The 25,125-nt window shown below is 73.7% G+C and carries 24 protein-coding genes, 1 tRNA gene and 1 other RNA gene; 13 read left to right on the top strand and 13 right to left on the bottom strand.

The features are described from left to right. Together xdhB and ABME01_RS12140 are read right to left on the bottom strand one after the other, a co-directional pair. Nucleotides 1-2,403: a xanthine dehydrogenase molybdopterin binding subunit gene (gene xdhB, locus ABME01_RS12145; protein WP_353828677.1), complete on the bottom strand. Its 2,403-nt coding sequence runs from the start codon at nucleotides 2,401-2,403 to the stop codon at nucleotides 1-3. Beyond that, nucleotides 2,400-3,863: a xanthine dehydrogenase small subunit gene (locus ABME01_RS12140; RefSeq protein ID WP_353828676.1), complete on the bottom strand. Its 1,464-nt coding sequence runs from the start codon at nucleotides 3,861-3,863 to the stop codon at nucleotides 2,400-2,402. The genes xdhB and ABME01_RS12140 overlap by 4 nt, the downstream gene beginning before the upstream one ends. Nucleotides 3,864-4,020: 157 nt before the next feature. On the opposite strand from ABME01_RS12140, the gene aceB reads away from it, so the two are divergent. From aceB to menC, 10 genes are all read left to right on the top strand, one after another. After that, on the top strand, nucleotides 4,021-5,616 hold the full coding sequence (aceB, locus tag ABME01_RS12135; protein WP_353828675.1) for a malate synthase A: 1,596 nt from the start codon (nucleotides 4,021-4,023) through the stop codon (nucleotides 5,614-5,616). Continuing rightward, entirely contained in the window at nucleotides 5,613-6,878 is a 1,266-nt protein-coding gene (locus tag ABME01_RS12130) for a DUF6986 family protein (RefSeq protein ID WP_436407432.1), read from the top strand. The genes aceB and ABME01_RS12130 overlap by 4 nt, the downstream gene beginning before the upstream one ends. Before the next feature lie 52 nt (nucleotides 6,879-6,930). After that, complete coding sequence (locus tag ABME01_RS12125) at nucleotides 6,931-7,761, top strand: bifunctional allantoicase/(S)-ureidoglycine aminohydrolase (protein ID WP_353828673.1); 831 nt, start codon at nucleotides 6,931-6,933, stop codon at nucleotides 7,759-7,761. Beyond that, nucleotides 7,761-9,122 (top strand): allantoinase AllB, encoded by a 1,362-nt coding sequence (gene allB / locus ABME01_RS12120; RefSeq protein WP_353828672.1) that lies wholly within the window; start codon nucleotides 7,761-7,763, stop codon nucleotides 9,120-9,122. The genes ABME01_RS12125 and allB overlap by 1 nt, the downstream gene beginning before the upstream one ends. Further along, nucleotides 9,112-9,606, top strand: coding sequence for a 2-oxo-4-hydroxy-4-carboxy-5-ureidoimidazoline decarboxylase (uraD, locus tag ABME01_RS12115; RefSeq protein WP_353828671.1), 495 nt, complete (start codon nucleotides 9,112-9,114; stop codon nucleotides 9,604-9,606). Before allB ends, uraD begins: the two co-directional genes overlap by 11 nt. Continuing rightward, complete coding sequence (gene uraH, locus ABME01_RS12110; protein WP_353828670.1) at nucleotides 9,603-9,989, top strand: hydroxyisourate hydrolase; 387 nt, start codon at nucleotides 9,603-9,605, stop codon at nucleotides 9,987-9,989. Before uraD ends, uraH begins: the two co-directional genes overlap by 4 nt. A gap of 2 nt (nucleotides 9,990-9,991) precedes the next feature. After that, nucleotides 9,992-10,891 (top strand): factor-independent urate hydroxylase, encoded by a 900-nt coding sequence (gene pucL, locus ABME01_RS12105; RefSeq protein ID WP_353828669.1) that lies wholly within the window; start codon nucleotides 9,992-9,994, stop codon nucleotides 10,889-10,891. 72 nt (nucleotides 10,892-10,963) lie between these two features. Further along, entirely contained in the window at nucleotides 10,964-12,241 is a 1,278-nt protein-coding gene (locus ABME01_RS12100) for a saccharopine dehydrogenase family protein (RefSeq protein WP_353828668.1), read from the top strand. A gap of 53 nt (nucleotides 12,242-12,294) precedes the next feature. Next, complete coding sequence (locus ABME01_RS12095; RefSeq protein ID WP_353828667.1) at nucleotides 12,295-13,092, top strand: GNAT family N-acetyltransferase; 798 nt, start codon at nucleotides 12,295-12,297, stop codon at nucleotides 13,090-13,092. A 93-nt stretch (nucleotides 13,093-13,185) separates the two neighbouring features. Further along, nucleotides 13,186-14,490, top strand: coding sequence for an o-succinylbenzoate synthase (gene menC, locus ABME01_RS12090; protein WP_353828666.1), 1,305 nt, complete (start codon nucleotides 13,186-13,188; stop codon nucleotides 14,488-14,490). On the opposite strand, the gene ABME01_RS12085 is transcribed toward menC, so the two are convergent. The 4 genes from ABME01_RS12085 to trxA are packed head-to-tail and all read right to left on the bottom strand — an operon-like array spanning nucleotide 14,471 to nucleotide 16,654. Continuing rightward, nucleotides 14,471-15,073: a DUF2238 domain-containing protein gene (locus ABME01_RS12085; protein WP_353828665.1), complete on the bottom strand. Its 603-nt coding sequence runs from the start codon at nucleotides 15,071-15,073 to the stop codon at nucleotides 14,471-14,473. The two genes, menC and ABME01_RS12085, sit on opposite strands and share 20 nt — an antisense overlap. After that, nucleotides 15,070-15,945, bottom strand: a complete 876-nt coding sequence (locus tag ABME01_RS12080; RefSeq protein ID WP_353828664.1) for an endonuclease/exonuclease/phosphatase family protein — start codon at nucleotides 15,943-15,945, stop codon at nucleotides 15,070-15,072. Before ABME01_RS12080 ends, ABME01_RS12085 begins: the two co-directional genes overlap by 4 nt. A 41-nt stretch (nucleotides 15,946-15,986) precedes the next feature. Further along, nucleotides 15,987-16,199 carry a YgaP-like transmembrane domain gene (locus ABME01_RS12075; RefSeq protein ID WP_353828663.1) on the bottom strand — a complete coding sequence of 71 codons (213 nt, stop codon included), beginning with the start codon at nucleotides 16,197-16,199 and terminating at the stop codon, nucleotides 15,987-15,989. 59 nt (nucleotides 16,200-16,258) lie between these two features. Next, nucleotides 16,259-16,654, bottom strand: a complete 396-nt coding sequence (trxA, locus tag ABME01_RS12070) for a thioredoxin (RefSeq protein ID WP_353828662.1) — start codon at nucleotides 16,652-16,654, stop codon at nucleotides 16,259-16,261. Nucleotides 16,655-16,697: 43 nt separating this feature from the next. On the opposite strand from trxA, the gene ABME01_RS12065 reads away from it, so the two are divergent. Next, entirely contained in the window at nucleotides 16,698-17,105 is a 408-nt protein-coding gene (locus tag ABME01_RS12065; RefSeq protein WP_353828661.1) for a rhodanese-like domain-containing protein, read from the top strand. 22 nt (nucleotides 17,106-17,127) lie between these two features. On the opposite strand, the gene ABME01_RS12060 is transcribed toward ABME01_RS12065, so the two are convergent. Beyond that, entirely contained in the window at nucleotides 17,128-17,991 is an 864-nt protein-coding gene (locus tag ABME01_RS12060) for an aminoglycoside phosphotransferase family protein (RefSeq protein WP_353828660.1), read from the bottom strand. A 235-nt stretch (nucleotides 17,992-18,226) separates the two neighbouring features. On the opposite strand from ABME01_RS12060, the gene ABME01_RS12055 reads away from it, so the two are divergent. Both ABME01_RS12055 and ABME01_RS12050 read left to right on the top strand, forming a co-directional pair. Beyond that, on the top strand, nucleotides 18,227-20,095 hold the full coding sequence (locus ABME01_RS12055; protein WP_353828659.1) for a helicase HerA-like domain-containing protein: 1,869 nt from the start codon (nucleotides 18,227-18,229) through the stop codon (nucleotides 20,093-20,095). Further along, on the top strand, nucleotides 20,092-20,718 hold the full coding sequence (locus tag ABME01_RS12050) for a GNAT family N-acetyltransferase (protein ID WP_353828658.1): 627 nt from the start codon (nucleotides 20,092-20,094) through the stop codon (nucleotides 20,716-20,718). The genes ABME01_RS12055 and ABME01_RS12050 overlap by 4 nt, the downstream gene beginning before the upstream one ends. A 48-nt stretch (nucleotides 20,719-20,766) precedes the next feature. Here ABME01_RS12050 and ABME01_RS12045 read toward each other — a convergent pair whose 3' ends face one another. The 6 genes from ABME01_RS12045 to ABME01_RS12020 all read right to left on the bottom strand — a co-directional run bounded on the left by ABME01_RS12045 (nucleotide 20,767) and on the right by ABME01_RS12020 (nucleotide 25,093). Beyond that, a complete protein-coding gene (locus tag ABME01_RS12045) occupies nucleotides 20,767-21,294 on the bottom strand; it encodes a hypothetical protein (RefSeq protein WP_353828657.1) in 528 nt (175 codons plus the stop codon). A 262-nt stretch (nucleotides 21,295-21,556) separates the two neighbouring features. Beyond that, a tRNA-Ser gene (locus ABME01_RS12040) sits at nucleotides 21,557-21,644 on the bottom strand. Beyond that, nucleotides 21,642-21,738, bottom strand: an RNA gene (gene ffs, locus ABME01_RS12035) — signal recognition particle sRNA small type. Before ffs ends, ABME01_RS12040 begins: the two co-directional genes overlap by 3 nt. Nucleotides 21,739-21,744: 6 nt before the next feature. After that, nucleotides 21,745-22,704 carry an NAD-dependent epimerase/dehydratase family protein gene (locus ABME01_RS12030; RefSeq protein WP_353828656.1) on the bottom strand — a complete coding sequence of 320 codons (960 nt, stop codon included), beginning with the start codon at nucleotides 22,702-22,704 and terminating at the stop codon, nucleotides 21,745-21,747. Beyond that, nucleotides 22,701-23,699 (bottom strand): bile acid:sodium symporter family protein, encoded by a 999-nt coding sequence (locus ABME01_RS12025; protein WP_353828655.1) that lies wholly within the window; start codon nucleotides 23,697-23,699, stop codon nucleotides 22,701-22,703. Before ABME01_RS12025 ends, ABME01_RS12030 begins: the two co-directional genes overlap by 4 nt. Further along, a complete protein-coding gene (locus ABME01_RS12020) occupies nucleotides 23,696-25,093 on the bottom strand; it encodes a flavin-containing monooxygenase (RefSeq protein WP_353828654.1) in 1,398 nt (465 codons plus the stop codon). The genes ABME01_RS12025 and ABME01_RS12020 overlap by 4 nt, the downstream gene beginning before the upstream one ends. Nucleotides 25,094-25,125: the final 32 nt, after the last annotated feature.

Genomic DNA, 25,125 nt, shown 5'->3' with positions numbered 1-25,125 from the left:
TCAGCGGTCGGCCGGCACGGGAGGGCGTGCGGCCCGCGCGTCCCCGGCGACTCCGGCGTCGGCCGCGTCCGCCCCGTCCGCCGCCGTCCGGGCCGCCTCGATCGCCCAGAACACCGCCTCGGGGGTCGACGGCGCTGCGAGCTCGACCGAGTGCCCGGGCGGGCCGAACGCCGCGACGGCGTCGCGGATGGCCTCCCGCACGCTGAACGCCAGCATGAACGGCGGCTCGCCCACGGCCTTCGAGCCGTAGATCGCGCCGTCCTCGTGCGCGCGCTCCAGGAAGTGCACGTTCAGCTCGTCGGGCAGCTCCGAGAAGCTCGGCAGCTTGTACGTGCTCGCCGACGAGGTGAGCAGGCGCCCGCGGCCGCGGCCGTCGGTCTCGTCCCAACGGAGCTCCTCGAGCGTGAGCCAGCCCACGCCCTGCATGAAGGCGCCCTCGACCTGCCCGAGGTCGATGAGCGGGGACAGCGAGTCGCCGACGTCGTGCACGATGTCGACGCGTCGCAGCCGGGTCGCGCCGGTGAATCCGTCGACCTCGACCTCGCTCGCCGCGACGCCGCAGGCGAAGTACTTGAACGGGGTGCCGGTCATCGTCTCGGGGTCCCAGCCGAGGCCCTCGGTGCGGTAATAGCCGGCGGCGAACAACTGCACCCGCTCCGCGTACGCCGTCGCCGCGAGCTCGCCGAAGAGCACGGATGCCGCGGGATCGCCGCCGTGCACCAGGCCGTCCTCGAATCGCACGTCGCCCTCGGCGACGCCGAGCACGTTCGCCGCCACGGGACGCAGCCGGGCGATGATCTGGTCGCAGGCGTCCTTGACGGCCGCACCGTTCAGGTCCGCACCCGATGAGGCCGCGGTCGCCGACGTGTTCGGCACCTTGTCGGTGCGCGTGGGCGCGAGGCGCACCTGCGCGAGCGGCACGCCGAGTGCGGTCGCCGCCACCTGCAGCATCTTCGTGTGCAGCCCCTGGCCCAGCTCGGTGCCGCCGTGGTTCACGAGGACCGAGCCGTCGCGGTAGACGTGGACGAGCGCGCCGGCCTGGTTGTACGCGGTGAAGGTGAACGAGATCCCGAACTTCACCGGCGTGACGGCGAGCCCGCGCTTGACGTCGGGGTCGGCGGCGTTCGCGGCCGCGATCTCCTCGCGGCGACGGGCGACGGCGGCCTCGTCGAGGACGCGCGCCCAGGCGTCGCCGAGCCGCTCGGCGTGGCGCACCTCCATGCCGTAGGGCGTCGTCTGCCCGGGCCGGTACAGGTTCCGCTCGCGGAGCGCGGCCGGATCGATGCCGAGCTGCGGCGCGACGCGGCCGAGCACGTCCTCGATGACGAACATCCCCTGCGGTCCGCCGAATCCGCGGAACGCGGTCTGCGAGGTGATGTTCGTGCGCGCGATGCGCCCGTGCGCCGTGAGGTGTGGGATCCAGTACGCGTTGTCGATGTGGCAGAGGGCGCGGGCCAGGACGGGGTCCGAGAGGTCGAGGCTCCAGCCGCCGTTGGAGGTGAGCGTCGCCTCGAGGCCGAGGATCCGGCCGTCGTCGTCGAACCCGGCCCGCCAGGTCGCGTGGAACGGATGCCGCTTGCCGGTCATCGTCATGTCCTGCGCCCGGGTGAGGCGGAGGCGGACGGCGCGGCCGGTGCGCACCGCGCCGAGCGCCGCCACCGCGGCCAGGCCGTGCGGCTGCATCTCCTTGCCGCCGAAGCCGCCGCCGAGGCGCAGGGACTGCACGGTGACGCGATGGTTCGGCACGCCGAGCACGTGCGCGACGATCTCCTGCGTCTCGGTCGGGTGCTGCGTGCTCGACTCGACGAACACCTGCCCCTCGGAGTCGACGTGGGCGAACGAGGCGTGCGTCTCGAGGTAGAAGTGCTCCTGTCCGCCGACGACGCTGGTGCCCTCGAACACGTGCGGGGCGGAGGCGAGCGCGGCGGCCGCGTCGCCGCGCCGCACCGTCGGCGCCATGCCCTGGAAGGACCCGGCGGCGATGGCCTCCTCGACGGTCACGATCGAGGGCAGCTCCTCGGCCTCGACGAGGACGGCTGCGGCGCCGAGCCGGGCGGCCTCCGCGGTCTCGCCCAGCACCCAGGCCAGCGCGTGGCCGTGGTACTGCGCCTCGTCGGGGAACAGCGGCTCGTCGCCCTTCGCGCCCGCGTCGTTGACGCCGGGCACGTCGGCCGCGGTGAGCACGTGCACGACCCCGGGCACCGCCAGGGCCGGGCCGACGTCGAGCCGCACGCGCGCGTGCGCGTGGGCCGAGGTCACCGGCCATGCGGTCAGCACGTCTCGGCGAGCGGCGGCGAGGTCGTCGGTGTAGACGGCGGTGCCGGTCGCGTGCAGCCGGGCGCTCTCGTGCGCGACCGGGGTTCCGGCGACGGCGCCGGCGGGTCGATCGGCGAGGCCGCTCATGCGGGCACCCCCTCGCGCGCCGTCCGTCGATGCAGGCGACGCAGCGACTGGGCGAGCATCGCGGAGCGGTACGCCGCGCTCGCGCGGTGGTCCGACATGGGCGTTCCCTCGCCGCCGAGCGCGGATGCCGCGTCCCGCACGGCGTCCTCGGTCCACTCGCGCCCGACGAGTGCGGCCTCGGTCGCGCGGGCGCGGATCGGCGTCGCCGCGACCCCGCCGAGCCCGATGCGCGCGGACGTGACGGTGCCGCGCTCCGGGTCGAGGTCGATCGCGTACGCGACGGCGATGCTCGAGATGTCGTCGTAGCGGCGCTTGGCGACCTTGTGGAACGACGTGAGGTTCGCGGTCGGCCGTGGGATGCGGACGCTGCGGATGAGCTCGCCCGGACGACGCACGGTCTCGCGGTACCCGGTGAAGTAGTCGGCGAGGTCGACCTCGCGCTCGCCGTCGGGCGAGACCAGCACGAGCCGCGCCTCGAGCGCGAGCAGCGCCGGCGGCGCGTCGCCGATGGGGGAGGCGGTGCCGAGGTTGCCGCCGAGCGTGGCGCGGTTGCGGATGAGCGGCGACGCGAACTGCGGGAAGAGCGCCGAGAGCAGCGGAACGCGCCCGCGCAGCCGACGCTCGACCTCGGTGAGGGTGAGTGCCGCGCCGATCTCGATGCCCGCGTCGTCGTCGGTGAACGCGCGGAGTCCCTCGAGTCGATCGATCGCGACCGTGACCGGGGCGCGCCGCCCGCGGAGGTTCGCCTCGACCCCCCAGTCGGTGCAGCCCGCGATCGCGACGGCGTCGGGTTCCACCCGCAGGAGTGCGAGCGCCTCGTCGAGGGACTCGGGCCGCACGAACCGGCCGCCGGCGCCGGCCACCCGCGTGGGACGCGCATCGGGCGCCGGCCGAGCGCGCCGTTCCGAGAGGGGGTCGCCGGCCTCGGGGACCGCCTCGAGTCCGAGCGCGGCGTCGCGGATCGGGCGGTACCCCGTGCAGCGGCACAGGTTGCCGCTCAGCGCATGCAGGTCGAAGCCGCCTCCGGTCCCCGGGTCGGCCGGTGGGGCCTCCTCGGCCCCATCGTCGCGCGTCGCGCCGTCGCGCGCCCGGTAGAACTCGGCCGCCATGCTGCAGGCGAAGCCCGGGGTGCAGTACCCGCACTGCGATCCGCCCGCCTCCGCGAGGGCGGCCTGCACCGGATGCATCCGCTCCGGCGTGCCGAGGCCCTCGGCGGTCACGACCTCCTGGCCGTCCAGCGCTGCGGCCGGCATCAGGCACGCGTTCACGGCCGTCCAGTCGGTGCCGCCGTGCTCGTCGGGCGTCGCGACCAGCACCGCGCACGCGCCGCACTCGCCCTCGGCGCAGCCCTCCTTCGCACCGGTCAGGCCGAGCGACCTCAGCCAGTCGAGCGCGGTGGTGTGGGCCGCGACGCCGGAGGCATCCCGCGGCCGGCCGTTGACGGTGACGACGATGTCCATGCCTGGCTCCCTCTGCCCGGAGTCTACGCCGCGCGCAGGCCCGGGTTCCGGTCGCGCTCATGCGCGCATGCCGGTTCCGACGCGCGCGCTTCTGCGCGAAGATGAGGGCGAGGCCTGGACCACCACCCGCGAGGAAGCGGAAGGGAGCGGCAGCCGCATGACCATCGAGATCGTCCGCGTCGACGCAGTCGCGGACGACGACATCCTGACCGACGACGCGCTCGCGTTCGTCGAAGAGCTCCACCACCGGTTCGACGCCCGACGGCGCGACCTGCTCGCGGCACGGCGCGAACGTCGCGAGCGGATCGCGCAGGGCGAACCGCTCGACTTCCTCGCCGGGACGCGCGACGTGCGGGAGGCCGACTGGCGGGTGCCGCCGCCGCCGGACGCGCTCGCCGACCGTCGCGTCGAGATCACCGGACCGGCATCGCCGCCGAAGATGGCGATCAACGCGCTGAACTCGGGCGCCCGGGTCTGGCTCGCCGACCTCGAGGACGCGTCGAGCCCGACGTGGGCGAACGTCGTCGGGAGCGTGCGCAACCTCCGCGACGCGGCGCACGGCACGCTCGCCTGGACCTCGCCCGAGGGCAAGTCCTACGCCCTCCGCGACGACGTGCGGCGGCCGACCGTGGTGACGCGCCCGCGCGGCTGGCACCTGCCCGAGAAGCACGTGCTCGTCGACGGGGAGCGGGCATCCGGGTCGCTCGTCGACTTCGGGCTGCACTTCGTGCACGCGGCACGCGTGCTGTTCGAGCACGACGCCGGCCCGTACTACTACCTGCCCAAGCTCGAGGGCCACCTCGAGGCGAGGCTGTGGAACGACGTGTTCTCGTTCGCCGAGGAGGGGATGGCGCTGCCGGCCGGGACGATCCGCGCGACGGTGCTCATCGAGACGATCCCGGCGGCGTTCGAGATGGACGAGATCCTCTACGAGCTCCGCGACCACGCCTCCGGACTCAACGCCGGTCGTTGGGACTACCTGTTCAGCATCATCAAGGTCTTCCGCGACGCCGGGCCGGAGTTCATCGTGCCCGATCGCGCCTCGGTGTCGATGACGGCGCCGTTCATGCGCGCGTACACCGAGCTGCTCGTGAAGACCTGCCATCGGCGCGGCGCCGTCGCGATGGGCGGCATGGCCGCGTTCGTGCCGAACCGCGCCGACCCGGAGGCCACCGCGGTCGCGTTCGAGAAAGTGCGGGCCGACAAGACCCGCGAGGCCGGGGACGGGTTCGACGGTTCCTGGGTCGCGCATCCCGACCTCGTGCCGGTCTGCCGCGAGGTCTTCGACCAGGTGCTCGGCGACCGACCGAACCAGCTCGACCGGCAGCGGCCGGACGTCGAGGTCACCGCCGCCGAGCTGCTCGACGTCGCGGCGACGGGTGGCGCCGTCACCGAGGCGGGCCTGCGCACGAACCTCTCGGTCGGCGTCGCCTACACGGCGGCGTGGCTCGCCGGCAGCGGCGCGGTCGCGCTGCACAGCCTGATGGAGGACGCCGCGACCGCCGAGATCTCGCGCTCTCAGGTCTGGCAGCAGCTGCAGCACGACGTCGTGCTCGCCGACACCGGCCGCACCATGACGCGCGAGCTCGTGCGCGAGGTGCTCGACGAGGAGGTGGCGGCGCTCCAGGCGGAGACCCCGGCCGCGCCGTTCGCGGCGCACTACGAGGCCGCAGCGTCCCTCATGGCCGACCTCGTCCTCGACGACGCGTACGTCGACTTCCTGACGCTTCCCGCGTACGAGCGGTTGGCCTGACCGCTGTGCGGACCTCGCTGCCCTCGTCCGTGCCGGCGTCGATCGACGCCCGGCTCGCCGAGACCGACCGGCTGCTCGCGAGCGGGTACCCCGGCGACGACGGCGCCCGGCAACCGGTGCACACCGTCTACGTTCCGGCCGACGCGTTCGCGTGGGACCTGCCGCACGCGTGGGGGAGGGCGGCGCTCGCCGCGGCCGGGTCCACGGGGGGCATCGAGTCGCTCGCGAGGGACGTCGGCATCGACCCCGACGTGGCCGCGGAGGTCGCCCCGCTCGTCGAGCGCAAGCTCTCGCACGAGCCGATCGAGGACCTCCGCATCGACTTCGAGGACGGATACGGCGACCGCGGCGACGAGGCGGAGGACGCCGACGTCGCGCATGCGGCCGAGCACGTCGCCCGCGCGACGGACGAGGGCACGGCGCCGCCGTTCGTCGGCATCCGGTTCAAGTCGTTCGAGGCCGCGACGCGGGCCCGCGGCATCCGAACGCTCGACCTCTTCGTGACGGCGCTCGCCGACCGCGGCGGGCTGCCCGACGGGCTCGCCCTCACCCTGCCGAAGGTGTCGACGCTCGCGCAGGTCGAGGCGATGGCCGAGGTCGCGGCAGGCCTGGAACACGCGCTCGGGCTGCCCGGCGGGCGGCTCCGGTTCGAGGTGCAGGTCGAGACGCCGCAGCTCGTGCTCGGCGCGGACGGGGTCGCCACGGTCGCACGGGTCGCGCACGCCGCTCCCGGACGCATCTCGGGCCTGCACTTCGGCACGTACGACTACAGCGCCGCCCTCGGCATCGCCGCGCCCGAGCAGTCGCTCGACCACCCCGCCGCCGATCACGCGAAGCTCGTGATGCAGCTCGCGGCGGCGGGCACCGGCATCCGGCTCTCCGACGGCTCGTCGAACGTGCTGCCGATCGGCGACCGTGCGGCCGAGGCGTGGCGGCGGCACGCGCGACTCGTCCGACGGTCCCTCGAGCGGGGGTTCCGGCAGGGCTGGGACCTGCACCCGGCGCAGCTGCCGACCCGGTTCATCGCGACCACGGCGTACTACCGCGAGGGCTGGCCCGAGGCGGCCGGCCGGCTCCGCCACGTGCACGAGCGCACCGCCGGCGCCGTGCTCGACGAGCCGGCCACGATCCGCGCGCTCGCCGGCTTCGTGCACCGCGGCGTCCAGTGCGGCGCGATCACCGCCGACGAGGTCGAACGCGGTACGGGGCTGGGCGCGTCGGCGCTCACCGCGCTCGCCGCGCCACGGCGGGCGCCCGGCTGAGCGGCCGATGCGGACGCGATCGACGACCACGGCCCGCGGACGAGGAGGTCCCATGAGCTACTACACCCCGCCGGGCGGCCTGCCCGGGCAGACCGAACTGCTCACCGATCGCGCGATGGTGACCGAGGCCTACACCGTGATCCCGAAGGGCGTGCTCCGCGACATCGTCACGAGCCTGCTGCCCGGCTTCACCCGGACCCGTTCGTGGATCCTCGCCCGCCCGATCGCCGGCTTCGCGACGACGTTCTCGCAGCTCATCGTCGAGGTCGCGCCGGGCGGCGGCGCCGAGCGACCCGAGGCGGAGGCCGGGGTCGAGGGCGTCGTGTTCGTCACGGCCGGCGAGCTCGCGCTCGACCTCGAGGGCGCGCGCCACGCGCTGGGACCCGGCGGGTACGCCTACCTCGCGGCGGGCGCGACGTGGTCGATCGCGAACGAGGGCGACGAGTCGACGTCCTTCCACTGGATCCGCAAGGCGTACGAACCCGTCGACGGGATCGCCGCACCCGCGTCGTTCGTCACGAGCGACGCGGACGTCGCGCCGCAGCCGATGCCCGACACCGACGGGGCGTGGGCGACGACCCGGTTCGTCGACCCCGACGACCTCGCGCACGACATGCACGTGAACATCGTCACGTTCCGGCCGGGGGGCAAGATCCCGTTCGCCGAGACGCACGTGATGGAGCACGGTCTCTTCGTGCTCGAGGGCACGGCCGTCTACCGCCTGAACGGCGACTGGGTGGAGGTCGAGGCCGGCGACTTCATGTGGCTCCGGGCGTTCTGCCCGCAGGCCTGCTACGCGGGCGGCCCGGGGCCGTTCCGCTACCTGCTGTACAAGGACGTCAACCGCCAGGTGCGCCTCACCGGCCCGGCGGAGGCGCGGTGATGGATCCCTTCGACGTCGTGCTCGTCGGCGACCGCGTGCTCGTCGACGGGGTCTTCACGCCCGCCGAGATCGGGGTCCGCGGCGGACGGATCGTGCGGATCGCCGAGCCCGGCGCCGGACTCCGGGGCGCGCGCAGGGTGCGCCTCGACGACGGCGAGGTCCTCGTGCCCGGACTGGTCGACACGCACGTGCACGTCGACGAGCCCGGGCGCACCGAGTGGGAGGGTTTCGCGACGGCGACCCGGGCGGCCGCCGCGGGCGGCGTGACGACGATCGTCGACATGCCCCTGAACAGCATCCCGCCGACCACGTCGGTCGATGCGCTCGGGGTGAAGCGGGCCGCAGCCGCCGGACGCGTGTTCGTCGACGTGGGGTTCTGGGGCGGGCTCGTGCCGGGGAACGCGCGCGACCTGCTGCCGCTCGTCGCCGACGGGGTATTCGGGTTCAAGTGCTTCCTCGTCGACTCGGGCGTTCCGGAGTTCCCACCCGTCGACGCCGCGGAGATGGAGCGGGCGATGGCCGTGCTCGAGCGGGCGGGGTCGATGTTGATCGTGCATGCCGAGGACGCGGCGGTGCTCGATGCGGCACCCGAGCCGCACGGCCGCGACTACGCCGACTTCCTCGCCTCGCGGCCCGATGCGGCGGAGGGAGCGGCCATCGCGTCCGTGATCGACGCTGCGCGCCGCACCGGCGCTCGGGCGCACCTCCTGCACCTCAGCTCGGCGGAGCCGGTCGAGGCGATCGCACGCGCCCGGGCCGACGGCGTGCGGATCACCGTCGAGACGTGCCCGCACTACCTCGCCCTCGCGGCTGAGGACGTCCCCGTGGGGGCGACGGCCTACAAGTGCTGCCCGCCCATCCGCGGCCGCGGGAACCGCGACGCGCTCTGGCGCGCGCTCGAGGCCGGCGCGATCGACACGATCGTGTCCGACCACTCCCCGGCGCCGGCGACGCTGAAGTTCGCGGGCGGCGGCGACTTCGCCGCGGCCTGGGGCGGGATCGCGTCGCTGCAGCTCGGGCTGCCCGTGGTGTGGACCGAGGCGCGCCGCCGCGGCATCCGACTCGAGCGCGTCGTGGGGTGGATGGCGACCGCGACCGCGGACCTCGTGGGCCTGGCCGCCAAGGGCCGCATCGCGGAGGGCGCCGACGCCGACCTGGTCGTCCTGGCGCCCGACGAGCCGTTCACGGTGGATGCCGGGGCGCTGCACCACCGGCACCCCATCACGCCGTACGACGGGATGGACCTCGTCGGCGTGGTGCGGGCGACCTACCTCGCCGGGGTCGAGGTCGACGGCGCCGTCCCGCGCGGGAGGCTCCTGCGGCGGGCAGGATCGGAGGGTGGGCCGGGCGATGACGCTTGACGGGTTCAACGATGCCGACCGCGACGACGCGATCGCGTTCCTGCGGCCCTGCCTCGACGTGGACCGCTGGTGCGCCGATCTCGCCGACGGCCGCCCGTACGCGTCCGTGGACGCGCTCGCGGCACGGGCCGAGGCGGCGGCGTCGCCGTTCACGCGTGCCGAGGTCGACGGGGCGCTCGCCCACCATCCGCGCATCGGCGAGCGACCGGCGGGCTCGGGTGCCGAGGCGGCGATGTCGCGTGCCGAGCAGGCCGGCGTCGATCCCGCCGACGCCGAGGTCGCCGCCGCGCTCGAACGAGGCAACCGCGCCTACGAGGAGCGGTTCGGCCGCGTGTTCCTCATCCGCGCCGCGGGCCGGTCCTCGCGCGACATCCTCGAGGCGCTGAGCGAGCGCCTCACCCACACGGCGGAGGAGGAGGAGCCCGTCGTCGCCGACCAGCTCCGACAGATCGCCGTGCTCCGACTGAAGGGACTCCTCGCATGAGCACCGCCGACCGCCCCGCCACGCGCATCACGACCCACGTGCTCGACGCCACGAGCGGTCGGCCCGCCGAGGGGGTCGCCGTCGAGCTGTTCGCCCGGGCGCCGTCCGCGGGCGACGATCACGGGTCCTCGCCCGGTCGATGGCGTCGTCTGGACGCCGCTGCCACCGACGCCGACGGCCGGATCTCCCGGATCGGACCGGACGCCCTGCCGCCCGGCGACTACCGCCTGCGGTTCGACACGGAGTCGTACTTCGGCGCGACCGGCACCGAGTCGTTCTATCCGGAGGTCGTGCTCACGTTCCGCGTCGCCGACGACGGCCGGCACGTGCACGCGCCGCTCCTGCTGAGCCCGTTCGCCTACTCCACCTATCGAGGGAGCTGATCATGTCCGAGCCCGCCATCGTCCTCGGCCCCAACCAGTACGGCAAGGCGGAGGTGCGCGTCGTGAAGATCACGCGCGACACCCCGCGACACGTGATCGACGACCTCAACGTCACGTCCCAGCTGCGCGGCGACTTCGAGGCCGCGCACGTGCGCGGCGACAACGCGCACGTCGTCCCGACCGACACTCAGAAGAACACGATCTTCGCCTTCGCGCGCGACGGGATCGGCACGCCCGAGGCGTTCCTGCTGCGCCTGGCCGACCACTTCACGGGCTCGTTCGACTGGGTGAGCGGCGGTCGGTGGGAGGCGGAGCGGCACCCGTGGACCCGGGTCACCGCGGACGGCCGCCCGCACGACCACGCGTTCGTGCGCAGCGGCGCCGAGGTGCGGACCGCCCTCGTCGTCGCGGACGGCGCGGACCGCCACGTGATCGCGGGCATCCGCGGCCTCACCGTGATGAAGACGACGGAGTCCGGATTCGAGGGATATCCGAAGGACCGCTACACGACGCTGGTCGAGACCCGCGACCGCATCCTGGCGACTGACATCACGGCCCGCTGGCGGTACGCGCGCCGCGACGTCGACTTCGACGAGCGGCACGCCGGCGTCCGCGCACTGCTGCTCGAGGCGTTCGCCCAGACGTACTCCGCCGGCCTGCAGGCGACCCTGTACGACATGGGGCGCCGGGTGCTCGAGACGTTCGACGACATCGCGGAGATCCGGTTCTCGATGCCGAACAAGCACCACTTCGTGGTCGACCTCTCGCCCTTCGGGCTCGACAACCCCGACGAGGTCTTCTACGCCGCGGACCGGCCGTACGGGCTGATCGAGGCGGCCGTGGTGCGCGAGGGACTGGAGAGCCCACGGGTGGCGTGGGACGGCATCGCCGGGTTCTGCTGACGGGATGCCCGCCGCCGGCTGCGTCTAATTATCCAACTGGACAATTCGCGTCGAGCGGGCTACCGTACCTGCATGCGAATCCTCCTCATCGGTGCGGGGGGCGTGGGCGATGCCATCGCCAAGATCGCCGCCCGCCGCGACTTCTTCGAACTCCTCGTCGTCAGCGACTACGACGAGAGCCGCGCCCGCCGCACGGTCGACTGGATCGCCGCGAAGCACGGCGACGACGTGGCGGCGCGCTTCGCCACCGCGCAGGTCGACGCGAGCGACCCCGAGGTCGTGGCATCCGTCGCCCGCGAGCACGGCGCCACCCACGTCATGAACGCCGTCGAGCCGAAGTTCGTGCCATCGATCTTCCGCGGCGCGCTCGCCGCCGGCGCCGACTACCTCGACATGGCCATGAGCCTGTCCGAGCCGCACCCGACCGAGCCGTACGCCGAGCCCGGCGTGAAGCTCGGCGACGACCAGTTCGCGCAGGCCGACGACTGGGAGACCGCCGGGCGGCTCGCGCTCGTCGGCATGGGCGTCGAACCGGGGCTCTCCGACGTGTTCGCGCGGTACGCGGCCGACCACCTCTTCAGCGAGATCGACGAGCTCGGCACGCGCGACGGCGCGAACCTCGTCGTGCGCGACGAGGAGGGCAACGAGGTCTTCGCCCCGAGCTTCAGCATCTGGACGACGATCGAGGAGTGCCTGAACCCGCCCGTCGTCTGGGAGCAGGACCGCGGATGGTTCACCACCCCGCCGTTCAGCGAGCCCGAGGTGTTCGAGTTCCCCGAGGGCATCGGCCCGGTCGAGTGCGTGAACGTCGAGCACGAGGAGGTCCTCCTCATGCCACGCTGGGTCGACGCGAAGCGCGTCACCTTCAAGTACGGCCTCGGCGACGAGTTCATCAACGTCCTGAAGACCCTGCACCTGCTCGGCCTCGACTCGACGACGCCGATCCGCGTGCGGAGCGCGAACGGACCCGTCGAGGTCGCCCCGCGCGACGTCGTCGCGGCCGCGCTGCCCGACCCCGCCACGATCGGCCCGAAGATGACCGGCAAGACGTGCGCCGGGCTCTGGGTCACCGGCACCGGGACGGACGGCGCACCTCGCGAGGTGTACCTGTACCACGTGAGCGACAACGAGTGGACGATGCGCGAGTACGAGTCCCAGTGCGTCGTGTGGCAGACCGCGCTCAACCCCGTCGTCGCGCTCGAGCTGCTGGCCACGGGCGCCTGGCAGGGACGCGGCGTGCTGGGTCCCGAGGCCTTCGACGCGCAGCCGTTCCTCGACCTCATGGCGCGGCCGGAGGCCGACGGCGGCTACGGCCAGCGGTGGGGCATGGAGGACCGGCTCGCCCGCTGACCGGCGCGGTCCGACGCGGCGGCGTGCCGCGCGGGCGCGATAGGGTCCGGTCCATGACGGATGCCGCGACCCTCGCCCGCGCGCACGCGCTCGCCGACGCAGAGGACCGTCGGGCGGGCGTGGTCACCCGGCAGGCCCGTCCCGACGAGCTCGCCGGCGCGCTCGCGAGGTTCGACGCGACCTGGGGCGCGGGCCGCACGGTCGACCTGCCGTCGCTCATGGCCGTCGCACATGCCGGGAACACCGTGCTCGTGGCCGTGCCGACGGGGGATGCGCCGCACGGCGGCCTCCCGCTCGGGGCGGCGCTCGGATTCCTCGGCTGGGCGGGCGGCCTGCACGTGCACTCGCACATGAACGCCGTCGACCCGCACGCGCGGGGGCGCGGCATCGGCGTGGCGCTGAAGCTCCGCCAGCGCGCGATCTGCCTCGACCACGGCGTCGACGAGGTGCGCTGGACCTTCGATCCCCTCATCCGCCGCAACGCCCGCATGAACCTCGTCCGGCTCGGTGCCGACGTCGCGGCGTACCATCCGGACTTCTACGGCGAGTTGCGCGACGCGATCTCGGGCGGGGATCGCAGCGATCGCTTCGAGGTGCGCTGGCGGCTCACCTCGACGCGCGTCGCGCGGGCCCTCGAGCGGATGCCGCAGCCCGCGTGGCGCGCCGACGGCGGGCTGCGGCTCGACCCCGACTTCGAGGCCGTCCGCGCCGCCGACCCCGCGGCCGCCGCGGCGCTGCGCGACGCGTCGCGCGAGGCGTTCGCCGCGCTCGCCGACGGCCGGCTGCGGCCCGAACTCGACGCCGGCGGCGACTGGGTCTTCACCGCAGACGATCCGGATCGCACCGCCTGACGGGACCGGAGGCCCCGCAGCGCGCTACCGTCGTGGAGGGGGCGGTCGCTCCGTGCGCCGGCCCACCCCGCCGGACGAGCCGATGGAGGATCGATGACCGACGCGAGCACCAGCCCGACGCCCCGCATCGAGGCGATCGACCTGCACCGCCTCGAGGTGCCGCTCGTTCGCCCCTTCGAGACGTCCTTCGGCCGGGAGACCGCGCGCGAGGTGCTGCTCGTGCGCGTGCGGACCGACCGCGGCGACGGCTGGGCGGAGTGCGTCGCCGGGCGCGACCCGTTCTACTCGGGGGAGTACGTCGCCGGTGCGGCCGCGGTCATCGAGCGCTACCTGGCCCCCGCCCTGCTGCGTGGCCCGCAGCACCACGTCGACGACGACGGCCACGTCTCCGGGGTGCTCATCGAGGACCCGTCGCACCCGGCGGGCGTGTGGATCGACGACCGCGAGCAGCACGTCGATGGTGCTGCGCCGACCGGTCGTCGTGGCGGAGCGGCGGCATCGATCGCGAGCGTGCCGCTCGCGGCATCCGTCGCCCCGGCGCTCTCGTTCGTCGCCGGGCACCGGATGGCGAAGGCGGCGCTCGAGACGGCGGTGCTCGATGCGGAGCTCCGGGCGCAGGGCCGATCGATGGCGCAGTGCTTCGGCGCCGTTCGCGAGTGGGTGGACTGCGGCGTCTCGGTCGGCATCGCGCCGACGCTCGAGGAGCTCCTCGACGAGGTGACCGGCTACCTCGATGAGGGGTACCGGCGCATCAAGCTCAAGATCAAGCCCGGATGGGACCTCGTCCCCGTCGCCGCGGTGCGCGAGCTCATCGGACGCGACGCGCTGCTGCAGGTCGATGCGAACACGGCGTACACCGCGGACGACATCGCCCTGCTGACCGGACTCGACGCCTTCGACCTGCTGCTCATCGAGCAGCCGTTCGCCGAGGAGGACCTCGCGACGCACGTGCGCCTGGCTCGCGCGTGCGAGACCCCGATCTGCCTCGACGAGTCGATCGTCGACGCGACGACCGCGATCGACGCGATCGAGCGCGGGGCGACGAGCATCGTGAACATCAAGCCCGGCCGGATGGGCGGCTTCCTCGAGGCGCTGCGCGTGCATGACGCGTGCGTCGAGCGCGACGTGCCGGTCTGGTGCGGCGGGATGCTCGAGACCGGCGTCGGCCGGGCGGCGAACGTCGCGATCGCGGCGATGCCCGGGTTCGTGCTCCCGGGCGACACGTCGGGTTCGGGGCGCTACTTCGCGGAGGACCTCACCGAGCCGTTCGTGCTCGGCGAGGGCGAGCACCGCGGGCAGCTGCGGGTGCCGGAGGGGCCGGGCACCGGCGTCGCCGTGCGCGAGGGCCCGGTCCGCGACTGGGCGGCGACCGCGCCGGTCACGATCGCAGCGGGCTGACCACCGGGCGCGCCGCGAACGCCGGGTAGGCGAACCCCGCGAGCGCCGAGCCGAAGACGCCCCACACGAGGTCGCCGATCGTGTCTCGGTAGTCGACGTAGATCGTCTCGTCGATGTACGTCTTGCCGAACCACTCGAACACCTCCCAGATGACGGCGAGCCCCGAGCCGAACGCCGCGCACAGCAGCACCGCCGCGACGACCGGACGCGCCGACCTCGCGGGATCGCCGATGATCCGCACCCGCACGAGGAGCAGCACGCAGACCACCGCGGCGAGGCCGTTCATGAGGAAGTGCATCGGGATGTCCCACCACAGCACCGCCACGTAGAGGTCGGTCACGCTGCTCCAGACCGACACGAGCGCCACCGCGCCGAACGCGAGGTCGAGCGCCGGACGGACCCGGAGCGCGCGGGGGATCACCATCCCCGCGCTGACGAACGCGAGGCTCACCATCCCGAGCGGGCCCCACCCGATCCCGGCGATCGGGATGCAGGCGAGCGCCACCAGCCGCAGGACGTCGGCGGCGACCTCGCCGGGTCCGTCGGCCCTCCGCGCCACACCGCTCCAGAAGCCGCGCATCATCCGCCTCCTCGTCGTGCCTCGCCCGCCCGGCCGCCCGCATGGCGGAGCACCGCCTGGACGGGCTCGTGGTCCGACGCCGCCCGTCCCTCGAAGCGCACCGCATTGATCCCCGCGCTCGCGACCTCGGCCGCGCCGCCGACCAGGATCAGGTCGATCCGCCGTCCGCCGGCCCGGCGGGGTCCGTAGTTGGAGAACGTGCCCCAGTCGGGCGTCAGTCGCTCGGGCGCCGCCTGCCAGGCGTCGCGCAGCACGTCCTCCGCGGTGAGCCGGCGGTGCACCGCCGAGCGCTGGTCGGCGTTGAAGTCGCCGGTCACCACGATCGCGGCATCGGGCTCGTCGACGCGGAGGTCGTGGGCGAGCCGCGCGATCATCAGGGCCGACTGCAGGCGCGAACGCCGCGACAGGTGGTCCAGGTGGGTGTTCAGCACGTGCAGCCGTGCGCCGGTCTCGCGATCGGTGAAGGCGGCGGACACGAGCGTGCGGCGGGTGAGGTTGCCCCACGAGCGGGAACCGTGCTCCTCGGGGGTGGCCGAGAGGGCGTGCTGGCGCCATCCGGTGAGCTCGAGCCGTTCGGCATCGTAGTAGACGGGGGTGGCCTCGCCGCGGCCGCCGGGGTCGCGGCCCGTGCCGATCCAGCGATGGGACGGGCCGAGCGCGGCGCCGACCTCCTCGACCTGGTCGCCGAGCGCCTCCTGCACCCCGAGCACCGTCGGCCGCTCGGCGGCCAGCAGCCGCCGGACGAGCGGCCGCCTCACCGCCCATCGGTCGGGGCTGCCCGGGCGGTTGCGCGGCATCGGTCGACGGACGTTGAACGACATCACGTGCCAGTCGGGTGCCCCGACCGGTCCGATGAGCGGTCGATCCGTCATCATGCGGCCAAGGGTACGCCGCGCTCGCGCGCCGAATGGGCCGTTCAGCCCAGCAGGTCTCGCCGAGCCTCGGGGTAGCCGAGCAGGTTGCCCTCGGTCGTGGCGGCGCCGCGGGCGAGAAGGTCGGTCGGGCACCAGCCCGTCAGGGCCCCGAGCGCGAGGAACGTCGCGCACACGCCGGCGGGGATCGCGCACCACCAGGCGTCGAGGTTCGAGACGGCGAACGCCGCCAGGAACACCGCGACGACGGCGCGCACGATGCGATCGGAACGACTCGCCGCGCAGGACCGCACGGCGAGCGCCCGTGGGAGGGGCCTCACGCCTGGGGCGCGGGGGCCTGCTCCGCGGCGGCGGCCTGCTGCTCGGCGAGCTGGCGACGCACGTCGTCCATGTCGAGGGCCTTGGTGCCCTCGATGACCTGCTCGAGCTGCGCGGCGTTCAGCGCGCCCGGCTGGGCGAAGACGATGATGCCCTGGCGGAAGACGACGAGGGTGGGGATCGAGGTGATGCGGAAGCCCGCGGCGAGCGCCTGCTCGGCCTCGGTGTCGACCTTGCCGAAGACGACGTCGGCGTGCTGCTCCGAGGCGCGCTCGAAGATGGGGCCGAACATGCGGCACGGACCGCACCACTCGGCCCAGAAGTCGAGCAGGACGATGTCGTTGTCGCGGATGGTGGACTCGATGGTGTCGTGGGTGATGTTCACGGAAGCCATGCCACGATTCTACCAGACGATACCCCGGGGGTATCATGGGAGCATGATCACCCGGTTCCAGTGCACCAGCCAGACCCCATCCGTCGCGTCCGCCCGCGGCATCCGACCCGCCCTCGTCGCCGTCGTCGGCGCCGCAGCGCTCGCGCTCACCGGGTGCGCGGCATCCGACCCGATCGAGCTCACCGACGAGACCGTCGTGGTCGACGTGCGCACCCCGGGCGAGTACGCCGAGGGCCACCTCGACGGCGCCACGAACCTCGACCTCACCTCCGGCGAGCTCGCCGCCGAGATCCCCGCGCTCGATCCGTCGGACGAGTACGTCGTCTACTGCCGATCCGGGAACCGCTCGGCCCAGGCGGCGCAGCTCATGGAGCAGGCCGGGCTCGACGTGGTCGACGCCGGATCGCTCCAGAACGCCGCGGACGCCACCGGCCTTCCGATCGTGCGCTGACGCGCCGGGCGCGTCGGCGCGGTCAGCGCGAGTCGCCCACCGCGAGCCCGGCGGCCGTCTCGCCGATCCGCGCCGCCGACTCGCCGCGCTCCGGACGGTCGTCGAGCAGGAACCACGTCGACGAGAGCGCGCACCAGGCCACGAGCCAGTCGCGCAGGCGCCGGGGCGAGAAGCCCGTCGCGCGCACCGTCACCTCGAACTGGCGGGCCAGCCGTCCGGGTCGGAGCGCCCGCTCGTGCGAGGGGTTGCAGAGCAGGTTGCACGCGTCGAACTCGGCGTCGCCGAGCAGGCCCTTCGGGTCGATCGCGAGCCAGCCGCGTTCGCCGAAGTCGAGCACGTTGCCGTGGTGCAGGTCGCCGTGCAGCACGACCGGCTCCCGCTGCTCGTCGAGTCGTCGCCGGGCGAGGTCGGCTCCCGCGCGATGCACCGGGCCGAGCCCGTCCGCGTGCGCGAACAGCTGGCCGAACCACGTCTCGAGCGGGACCAGCGGCGGCGCGACGGGCCCGGACCGGACGTGGTCCGTCTGCCCGTGCAGCCGGGTGCCGACGTCGCAGATGATGCGCGTCGCCGCATCGTCGTGGCCGTCGCGCACCATCCGCACGAGGTCGTGCGTCCCGGCCGCCCGCGCGAGCAGCAGCGCTCGCCCGTCGCGGCGGAGCACGGGCGCGGCGCCGTTCCCGTCGAGCGCCTCGAGCAGCGCGGCGCCGCGGGCCTCCTCGGCCTCGTGCGCGAGCTTGAAGACCGCTGCGGCGCCCTCCTCGGTGCGCACGGGCACGATCCGGCTCGTCGGCGTCGCCCATGCCTCGCCGTCGGGTCGGAGACGCCACCGGGAGAGCCACTCGGCCTCCAGCCCGTGTCCCGGGTCGACCGGTCCGAGGCCGCTCATCGGCCGGTCCCGACGGACCCGCGGCGCCTCGACCCGGCACGACCGTCCCGGGCGCCGTCCGCCGCCTCGGTGCGATCACGGACGCGCCCCGGCCCCGATCCGGAGACGACCACCACGCCGCCAGTATCCCGGCGCACGGCGTCCCGGGCCGTGCACGGGCCCGGTGGGCCGTGATCCCGCGAGACGGTGCGGGAGTCGCGGGTCCTGCGGGGTGGCCGCGGCTAGGATCGGGCGCATGTCGGATGACGCGGTGCAGCGTGCTCGGGAGGCGGCCGAGGCCGCGGCGGCGGCGGCCGCGGATCTGCAGGCCAGGGCCGCGGAGGCCACGCGACGCGCGGAGGAGGCCGCGGCGCACGCGGAGGCCGCGGCGCGGGCCGCGGACGACGCGTCCGATGCCGTCGCGGGCGGTGACGACGCGGGAGCCCCGGGAGGCCCGAACGCCGGGACCTCGGCCCCCGCATCGGACGGCCCGCTCGACGCCGCCGAGGTCGAGCGGATCCGCCTCGGCTACGCGTTCGACGGCGCGGCGCTCGAGCTCGGGGCGCTCGTGAACGGCGAGGCGATGCCCGACGTGCCGGTCCGCATCCCGATCGCGATGACCAACCGGCACGGTCTCGTCGCCGGCGCCACCGGCACGGGCAAGACCCGCACGCTCCAGCTACTGGCCGAGCAGCTCTCGGCCAACGGGGTCGCCGTGTTCGCCGCCGACGTGAAGGGCGACCTCTCGGGCCTCGCCACGCCCGGCGAGCCGAGCGAGAAGCTGCGCGCGCGCACGGACGGCATCGGGCAGGAGTGGAGCGCGACCAGCTTCCCCACCGAGTTCTTCTCGCTCGGCGGCGTCGGTCGGGGAGTGCCGATCCGCGCGACGATCTCGGGCTTCGGCCCGCTGCTGCTCTCGAAGGTGCTCGGGCTGAATGCGACGCAGGAGTCCAGCCTCGGCCTCGTGTTCCACTACGCCAATCGCAATGGCCTCGCCCTGCTCGACCTCGCGGACCTGCGGGCCGTCCTGACCTACCTCATCGGCGACGAGGGGAAGGCCGAGCTCGAGGGCCTCGGCGGGCTCTCGAAGGCGACCGTCGGCGTCATCCTGCGCGAGCTCATCGCGTTCGCCGACCAAGGAGCCGACGTGTTCTTCGGCGAGCCCGAGATCGACACCGACGTGTTCCTCCGCACGGCCGCGGACGGCCGCGGCGTCGTCAGCCTGCTCGAGGTGCCCGGCGTGGCCGACCGGCCCGCCCTGTACTCGACGTTCCTCATGTGGCTGCTGGCCGACCTCTACGCGGGGCTGCCGGAGGTCGGGGACCTCGATCGCCCCAAGCTCGTGTTCTTCTTCGACGAGGCGCACCTGCTCTTCCGCGACGCGTCGAAGGACTTCCTGGCGCAGGTCGTCCAGACCGTCCGGCTCATCCGATCGAAGGGCGTCGGCGTCTTCTTCGTCACGCAGACGCCGAAGGACGTGCCCGGCGACGTGCTCGCGCAGCTCGGCTCGCGCGTGCAGCACCAGCTGCGGGCGTTCACGCCGGACGACGCGAAGGCCCTGCGCGCGAGCGTCTCCACCTACCCGAACTCGGGCTACGACCTCGAGGAGACCCTCACCGTGCTCGGCACGGGCGAGGCGATCGTCACCGTCATGAACGAGAAGGGCGCGCCGAGCCCCGTCGCGTGGACGCGGCTGCGCGCGCCGCAGGCCTCGATGGCCCCGACCCCGGACGCCGCGATGGACGCCGCGGTCGCGGCATCCCCCCTGATGTCCGAGTACGGCACGCCCGTCGACCGCGAGTCGGCCCACGAGCTGCTGGCGCAGCGCATGGCGGATGCCGCGGCGGCGGCCGAGGCCGCGGAGGCCGCCGAAGCGCGTGCGAAGGCCGATGCGGAGTACGAGAAGATGCAGGCGAAGATCCGTGCCGAGCAGGAGAAGGCCGATCGGAAGGCGCGCGCCGAGTACGACCGGATCATGAAGCGCACGTCGGGATCATCGCGGTCCGGCTCGCGGTCGCGATCGTCGCAGCGCTCGCCCTTGGAGGAGGTGCTCGGCTCGAAGGCGACGCAGCGGGCGATCACCGAGGTGCTGACCGGCCTCTTCGGCATGGCGAAGCGCAAGTGAGCGGCGCCGAGCCGGTGATCCGGCCCTACCGGGCCTCGGACCGGGACGCGGTCGCCGAGGTCTGCCTGCGCACCGCCGCCGCCGGCGGCGACGCCTCCGGGGTGTACCGTGACGACACGCTCATGCCCGAGGTGTACGCACTGCCCTACGTCGACTACGCCCCCGACCTGGCCTTCGTGGTCGAGCTCGACGGCCGGGTGGCCGGGTACGTGCTCGGTGTCGCCGACACCGCGGACTTCATGGAGTGGTACGCCCGCGAGTGGGCGCCGGCCTTCCGCCGCCGGCACCCCGTCGCCGGCCCGCCCACCGAGTACCGCCCCGCGTACACGGAGGCGCAGCTCATCGCCGACGGCGGCGATCCCGAGCGCATGCGCATCCCGGAGCTGGACGCCTATCCGGCGCACCTGCACATCGACCTCCTGCCGGAGCTGCAGGGTCGCGGGCTCGGCAGGCGACTCATCGACACGCTGCGCGCCGCGCTCGCCGAGCGCGGGGTGCCCGCCGTGCACCTGGGACTCGACGCGGCGAACGTCGGAGCGCGCGCGTTCTACGCGCGCCTCGGCTTCCACGAGCTCGCATCCAGTCGGCCCGAGGCGCCGAGGCTCGGCATCCCGACGACCTGATCGCCGTGCGAGACGCGCGACCGGGCGGCGTCACGCGGCGTCGGCGCGTCACCCCCTGAGGCCGCGCCCCTCGAACCAGTAGAGCAGTCCGGGATCGGACTCCCGGAGTTCCGACATCGTGACGGGCTCGGTGCGCACCGTCTCCGGCATCCCCAGCGCCTCGGCGACGAGGTCGAGCGAGGCGTCGTCCCAGAACGTGCCGCGCAGGCGGAGGCGGCATCGGCCGGCCGCGTCGACGGCGAACAACTGCTTGACGGTCTCGAGGCTGTCGCCGCGGTAGGTCTCGAGGCGGATGACGTCTACGATGTCGCGGCTCGCGGTGCTCTGCAGCCGACCGAAGAACCCGCGCTCGACGATGCCGTGCCGGCTCACCGTGACCTCGGTTCGCTGGTAGCCGAACCAGGCGGCGGCGCCGAGCACGACCAGGGCGGTGGCGACCACGGCGGTGGCGATGACGGCGGGTGCGCCGAGCGGCGCGACGATCCACGCGAGGGTCGCCAGCACCGGCAGCAGGAGGGCCAGCACCGGGAGCCCGATCGAGCGGGTCAGGGTTCGGCGGGGTCTCAGGGTGAGCACCCTGAGACCCCGTCGCTCTGCCGGGCCGGTGCGGGATTCCCCTGCGTCCCCGTTTCCCGATCTCACCGTTGCCACTGACATCGAGACCATGATGTTCCGACGCCGCGGCGGGCGCCATTCGGCATTAAGGAGGACTTGCGGACGTCGTGGTCGCCGTGCTCACCCGAGGACGGGGAGGACCGCTGCTCGATCGGCTTCGCCGTTGCCGGGTTCGGGGGCGGAAACGATCGAACCCCCGGCCGGTTCGGCCGGGGGTTCTCGGTGGCGGAGGATGGGGGATTCGAACCCCCGAGGGCTTTCACCCAACACGCTTTCCAAGCGTGCGCCATAGGCCACTAGGCGAATCCTCCTGGGACCCCTCACGCACCCGCCAGAGCCCGGTTACCCTTGCTGCGTTTCCGCCCTGGGGGAGTTGGCCTGGATGGCGCCACGTGAGGAGCCTCGGACAGTCTACCCGAGCGAACGGGTGCGTCGAACCGCGAGGTACTCCTCGAACGCCTCGCGGCTCGTCCGGCCCGGCGTGTAGCCGAGGTCGCGCTTGAGTCGGGTGTTGTCGAGCACCGGGCGGTATCGGAGGAAGCCGACCCGTTCGGGCCCGTGCACCGTGAGCCTCAGCGCGTGCGCGACGCGCAGCGCGCCGGCGAGCAGCGCGGGCGGCACGGTGACGGTGGGCGTGCCGATGGCGTCGGCGATCTCGCCCACGGTGACCCGGCCGTCGCCGGCGACGTTGAAGGCGCCGGTGACCTCGCCGGTGGCGCCGGCGACGATCGCCCCCACCACGTCGTCGACCCAGACGAAGACGAACGGGCTGTCGCTGCCGGCGATGCGGAGGATGCGGGGACCGTCCCAGAGCGCGGTGATCTGGTTCGCGACGGTGGGTCCGAGGATGGTGCCGATACGGAGCACCACCTGGCCGAGTGCGGGGTGCCGGTCGCGGTACTCGGCGAGCATCTCCTCCACGAGGCGCTTGTGGCGCGAGTAGCTGAACTCGTCGTTGCCGCGGATCGGGTCGTCCTCGGTGAGCCACTCCGGGTTGTCGGCGTGGTACCCGTATGCGGCGCCGGAGGAGGACACGACGATCCGGCCGACGCCGCCCGCGACAGCCGCGTCGAGCACGTTGCGGGTGCCCTCGACGTCGACGCGGTACTCGACCTCCTCGCTGAGTCCGCCGGGGTTCACGATCGCGGCCAGGTGCACGATCGTGTCGACCCGATGGCGGGTGACCACGTCGGCGACGGCCGCGCCGTCGGTGACGTCGCAGGCCTCGACGACCACGCCCTCGGGGACGGCCGTCGCGGGCGGGCGCACGTCGCCGGAGACGACGAGCTCGACGTCCGGGTGCCCGGCGAGCGCCCGGACGGCATTCGAGCCGAGGAAGCCGCTGCCGCCCGTGACGAGGACGCGCCTCACGAGGTGGCCTCCGAGTCCGGCGAGGCGGGGCCCGCGGCCCGGTCGCCGCCCGGATCCTCGGACGCCCCCGCCGCGACGGCCTCGCCGTCGGCGGCATCCGACCCACGCGTGCGCCGCGCCCAGATCGTCGCCAGGGTGAGCCCCGCGATGATGTCCCAGATGCCCCACCAGCCGGCCACGATCGCCATGCCGCCGATGCCGCCGAAGAACGCGAACACGAGGCCGAGCCCCAGCCCGGCGTTGCGGATGCCGACCTCGAACGTGATGGCCTTCCGGTCGCGCACGCCGAGGCCGCCGATGCGGGCGCTCGCGTAGCCGAGCCCGAGGGCGATCGCGTCGTGGAGGAAGACCGCCAGCAGCACGACGCCGATGTAGGCCATGAAGATCGCCCAGTTGCCGACGAGCGCCGCGACGATGAAGCCGACGAGCCCGGCGAGGCTCACCCAGCGCATGGTCGGCTGCACGCGGGCCGCGAAGCGCGGCCAGAGCGCCCGGATGCCGAAGCCGACGAGGAACGGCAGCCCGATGATGAGGAAGATGTCGAGCAGCATCTGCCAGCCGTCGAGGCTGACGGCCCGGACGAGCTCGGACGCCTTCGGGTGCAGCCCGCCCCAGAAGGCGATGCTGAGGGGCAGCACGAAGATGTAGATCACGTTCGCGACGGCCGTCATGGAGACGGAGAGCGCGACGTTGCCCCGTGCGCGGTAGGTGAGCACCTGCGAGACGTTGCCGGGCGGGCAGGCGGCGACGAGCAGCATCCCGAGCGCGATCGACGCCTGCACGTCGAGCAGGAGCGTGAGGCCGAACGTGACGGCGGGCAGCAGCACGATCTGCGCGACGAGGGCGATGAGCATCGCCTTCGGCGCGCGCGCGACGGCGCGGAAGTCCGAGGGCGCCGTGTCGAGCGCGATGCCGAACATGATCAGGCCGAGCACGATGTTCAGCGCGATGAGCGAGCCCGGCGAGAAGTTCAGGACGACGTCGTCGATGTTCATGCCCGCGCTCCGGTCCGGGAGCCGGCGTCGGCGCGGCCCGGTTCCGCCGCGTCGGCGGGGGCGGATGCCGCGGGGCGCGCGTCGCCGCCCGGCGTCGGGAGGCTCCGCAGCATCCGCTTCATGGTCCGCCGGTAGGCGTCCTTGTTCACGTAGTACGACATCCGGTCGAGGCCGAGGTAGTGGTAGCCGCCGGTGAGGTCGGGCCAGCGGCGGGCCGCGCCCTCGCGGAAGCGGGTGGCCGACTCCGGGTCGTCGCGCACCGCGGCGAGGTAGGCCGCGATCAGTTCGGCCTGCTCGTACCGCCCCTGCCAGCCGATGCCCGACGCCTCGATCATGCCGAGCACGAACAGGCCGTTGAAGGCGGGCGGGAAGATGTTGAGGTAGAGCTCGGGTGCGGCGCTGGTCCAGTTGAGGTGCTCGCGCGCCACGAACGGGTAGTCGAGCTTGTAGCCGGTGGCGAGCATGACGAGGTCGTACTCGCCGGAGGTGCCGTCCGCGAAGTGCACGGTGCGGCCGTCGAAGCGGTCGATGTCGGCGACGACGCGCAGGTCGCCCTGCCCGAGGTGGTTGAGGATCAGCGTGTTCACGATGGGGTGCGACTCGTAGATCCGGTAGTCCGGCTCGGGGAAGCCGAACTTCACCGGGTCGCCCGTGAAGGCGCGCAGCACGCGCCGGTCGACGAACTGCTTGATCCGCGCGGGCAGCGGCCGGCCCTGGTTGAGGGTGTCGGCCGGCCGGCCGAAGAGGTAGCGCGGCACGAAGTAGTAGCCGCGGCGCACCGACATGTCGACGGATTCCGCGTGGTGCACCGCGTCGACCGCGATGTCGCAGCCGGAGTTGCCGGCGCCGATGATGAGCACGCGCTTGCCGTCGAAGACCCTCGGCGACGAGTAGGCGCTCGTGTGCATGAGCTCGCCGGTGAACTCGCCGCGGAAGGTCGGGACGTTGGGCTCGGCGAGGGTGCCGTTGGCGAGCACGACGGCCGGGTGCTCGGTCGTGGTCTCGGCGCCGTCGGGGCCGACGGCGGTGATGCGCCATCCGCTCGCGCCGCTCGCATCGCCGTCGACGGGCTCGACCGAGGTGACCTTCGTCTCGAACCGGATGTGCCTGCGGAGGTCGAACGCGTCGGCGTACGAGCGGAAGTAGCGCAGGAGCTCGCGGTGGCCGGGGTAGTCGGCGGTGGAGTCCATCGGGAACTCGGCGAACTCGGTCGTGGTGCGCGAGGAGATGAGGTGCGCCGACTCGTACATCGTCGAGCGCGGGTTGTCGATGTTCCAGAGGCCGCCCACGTCGGGGCCGGCCTCGAAGACGGTGAAGGGGATGCCGGCGCGGCTGAGCGCGCGGGCGCCGGCGAGACCGGACGGGCCCGCTCCGATGAGGGCGATGGGGTTCACGGGGGTTTCCTGTGCGTCGTGGCCGCGCTGTC

It is taken from the genome of Agromyces litoreus (assembly GCF_040496015.1).
GTDB lineage: Bacteria > Actinomycetota > Actinomycetes > Actinomycetales > Microbacteriaceae > Agromyces > Agromyces litoreus.
Note: the sequence above shows the minus strand (reverse complement) of the source record. Positions and strands in the feature narration are given on the sequence as shown.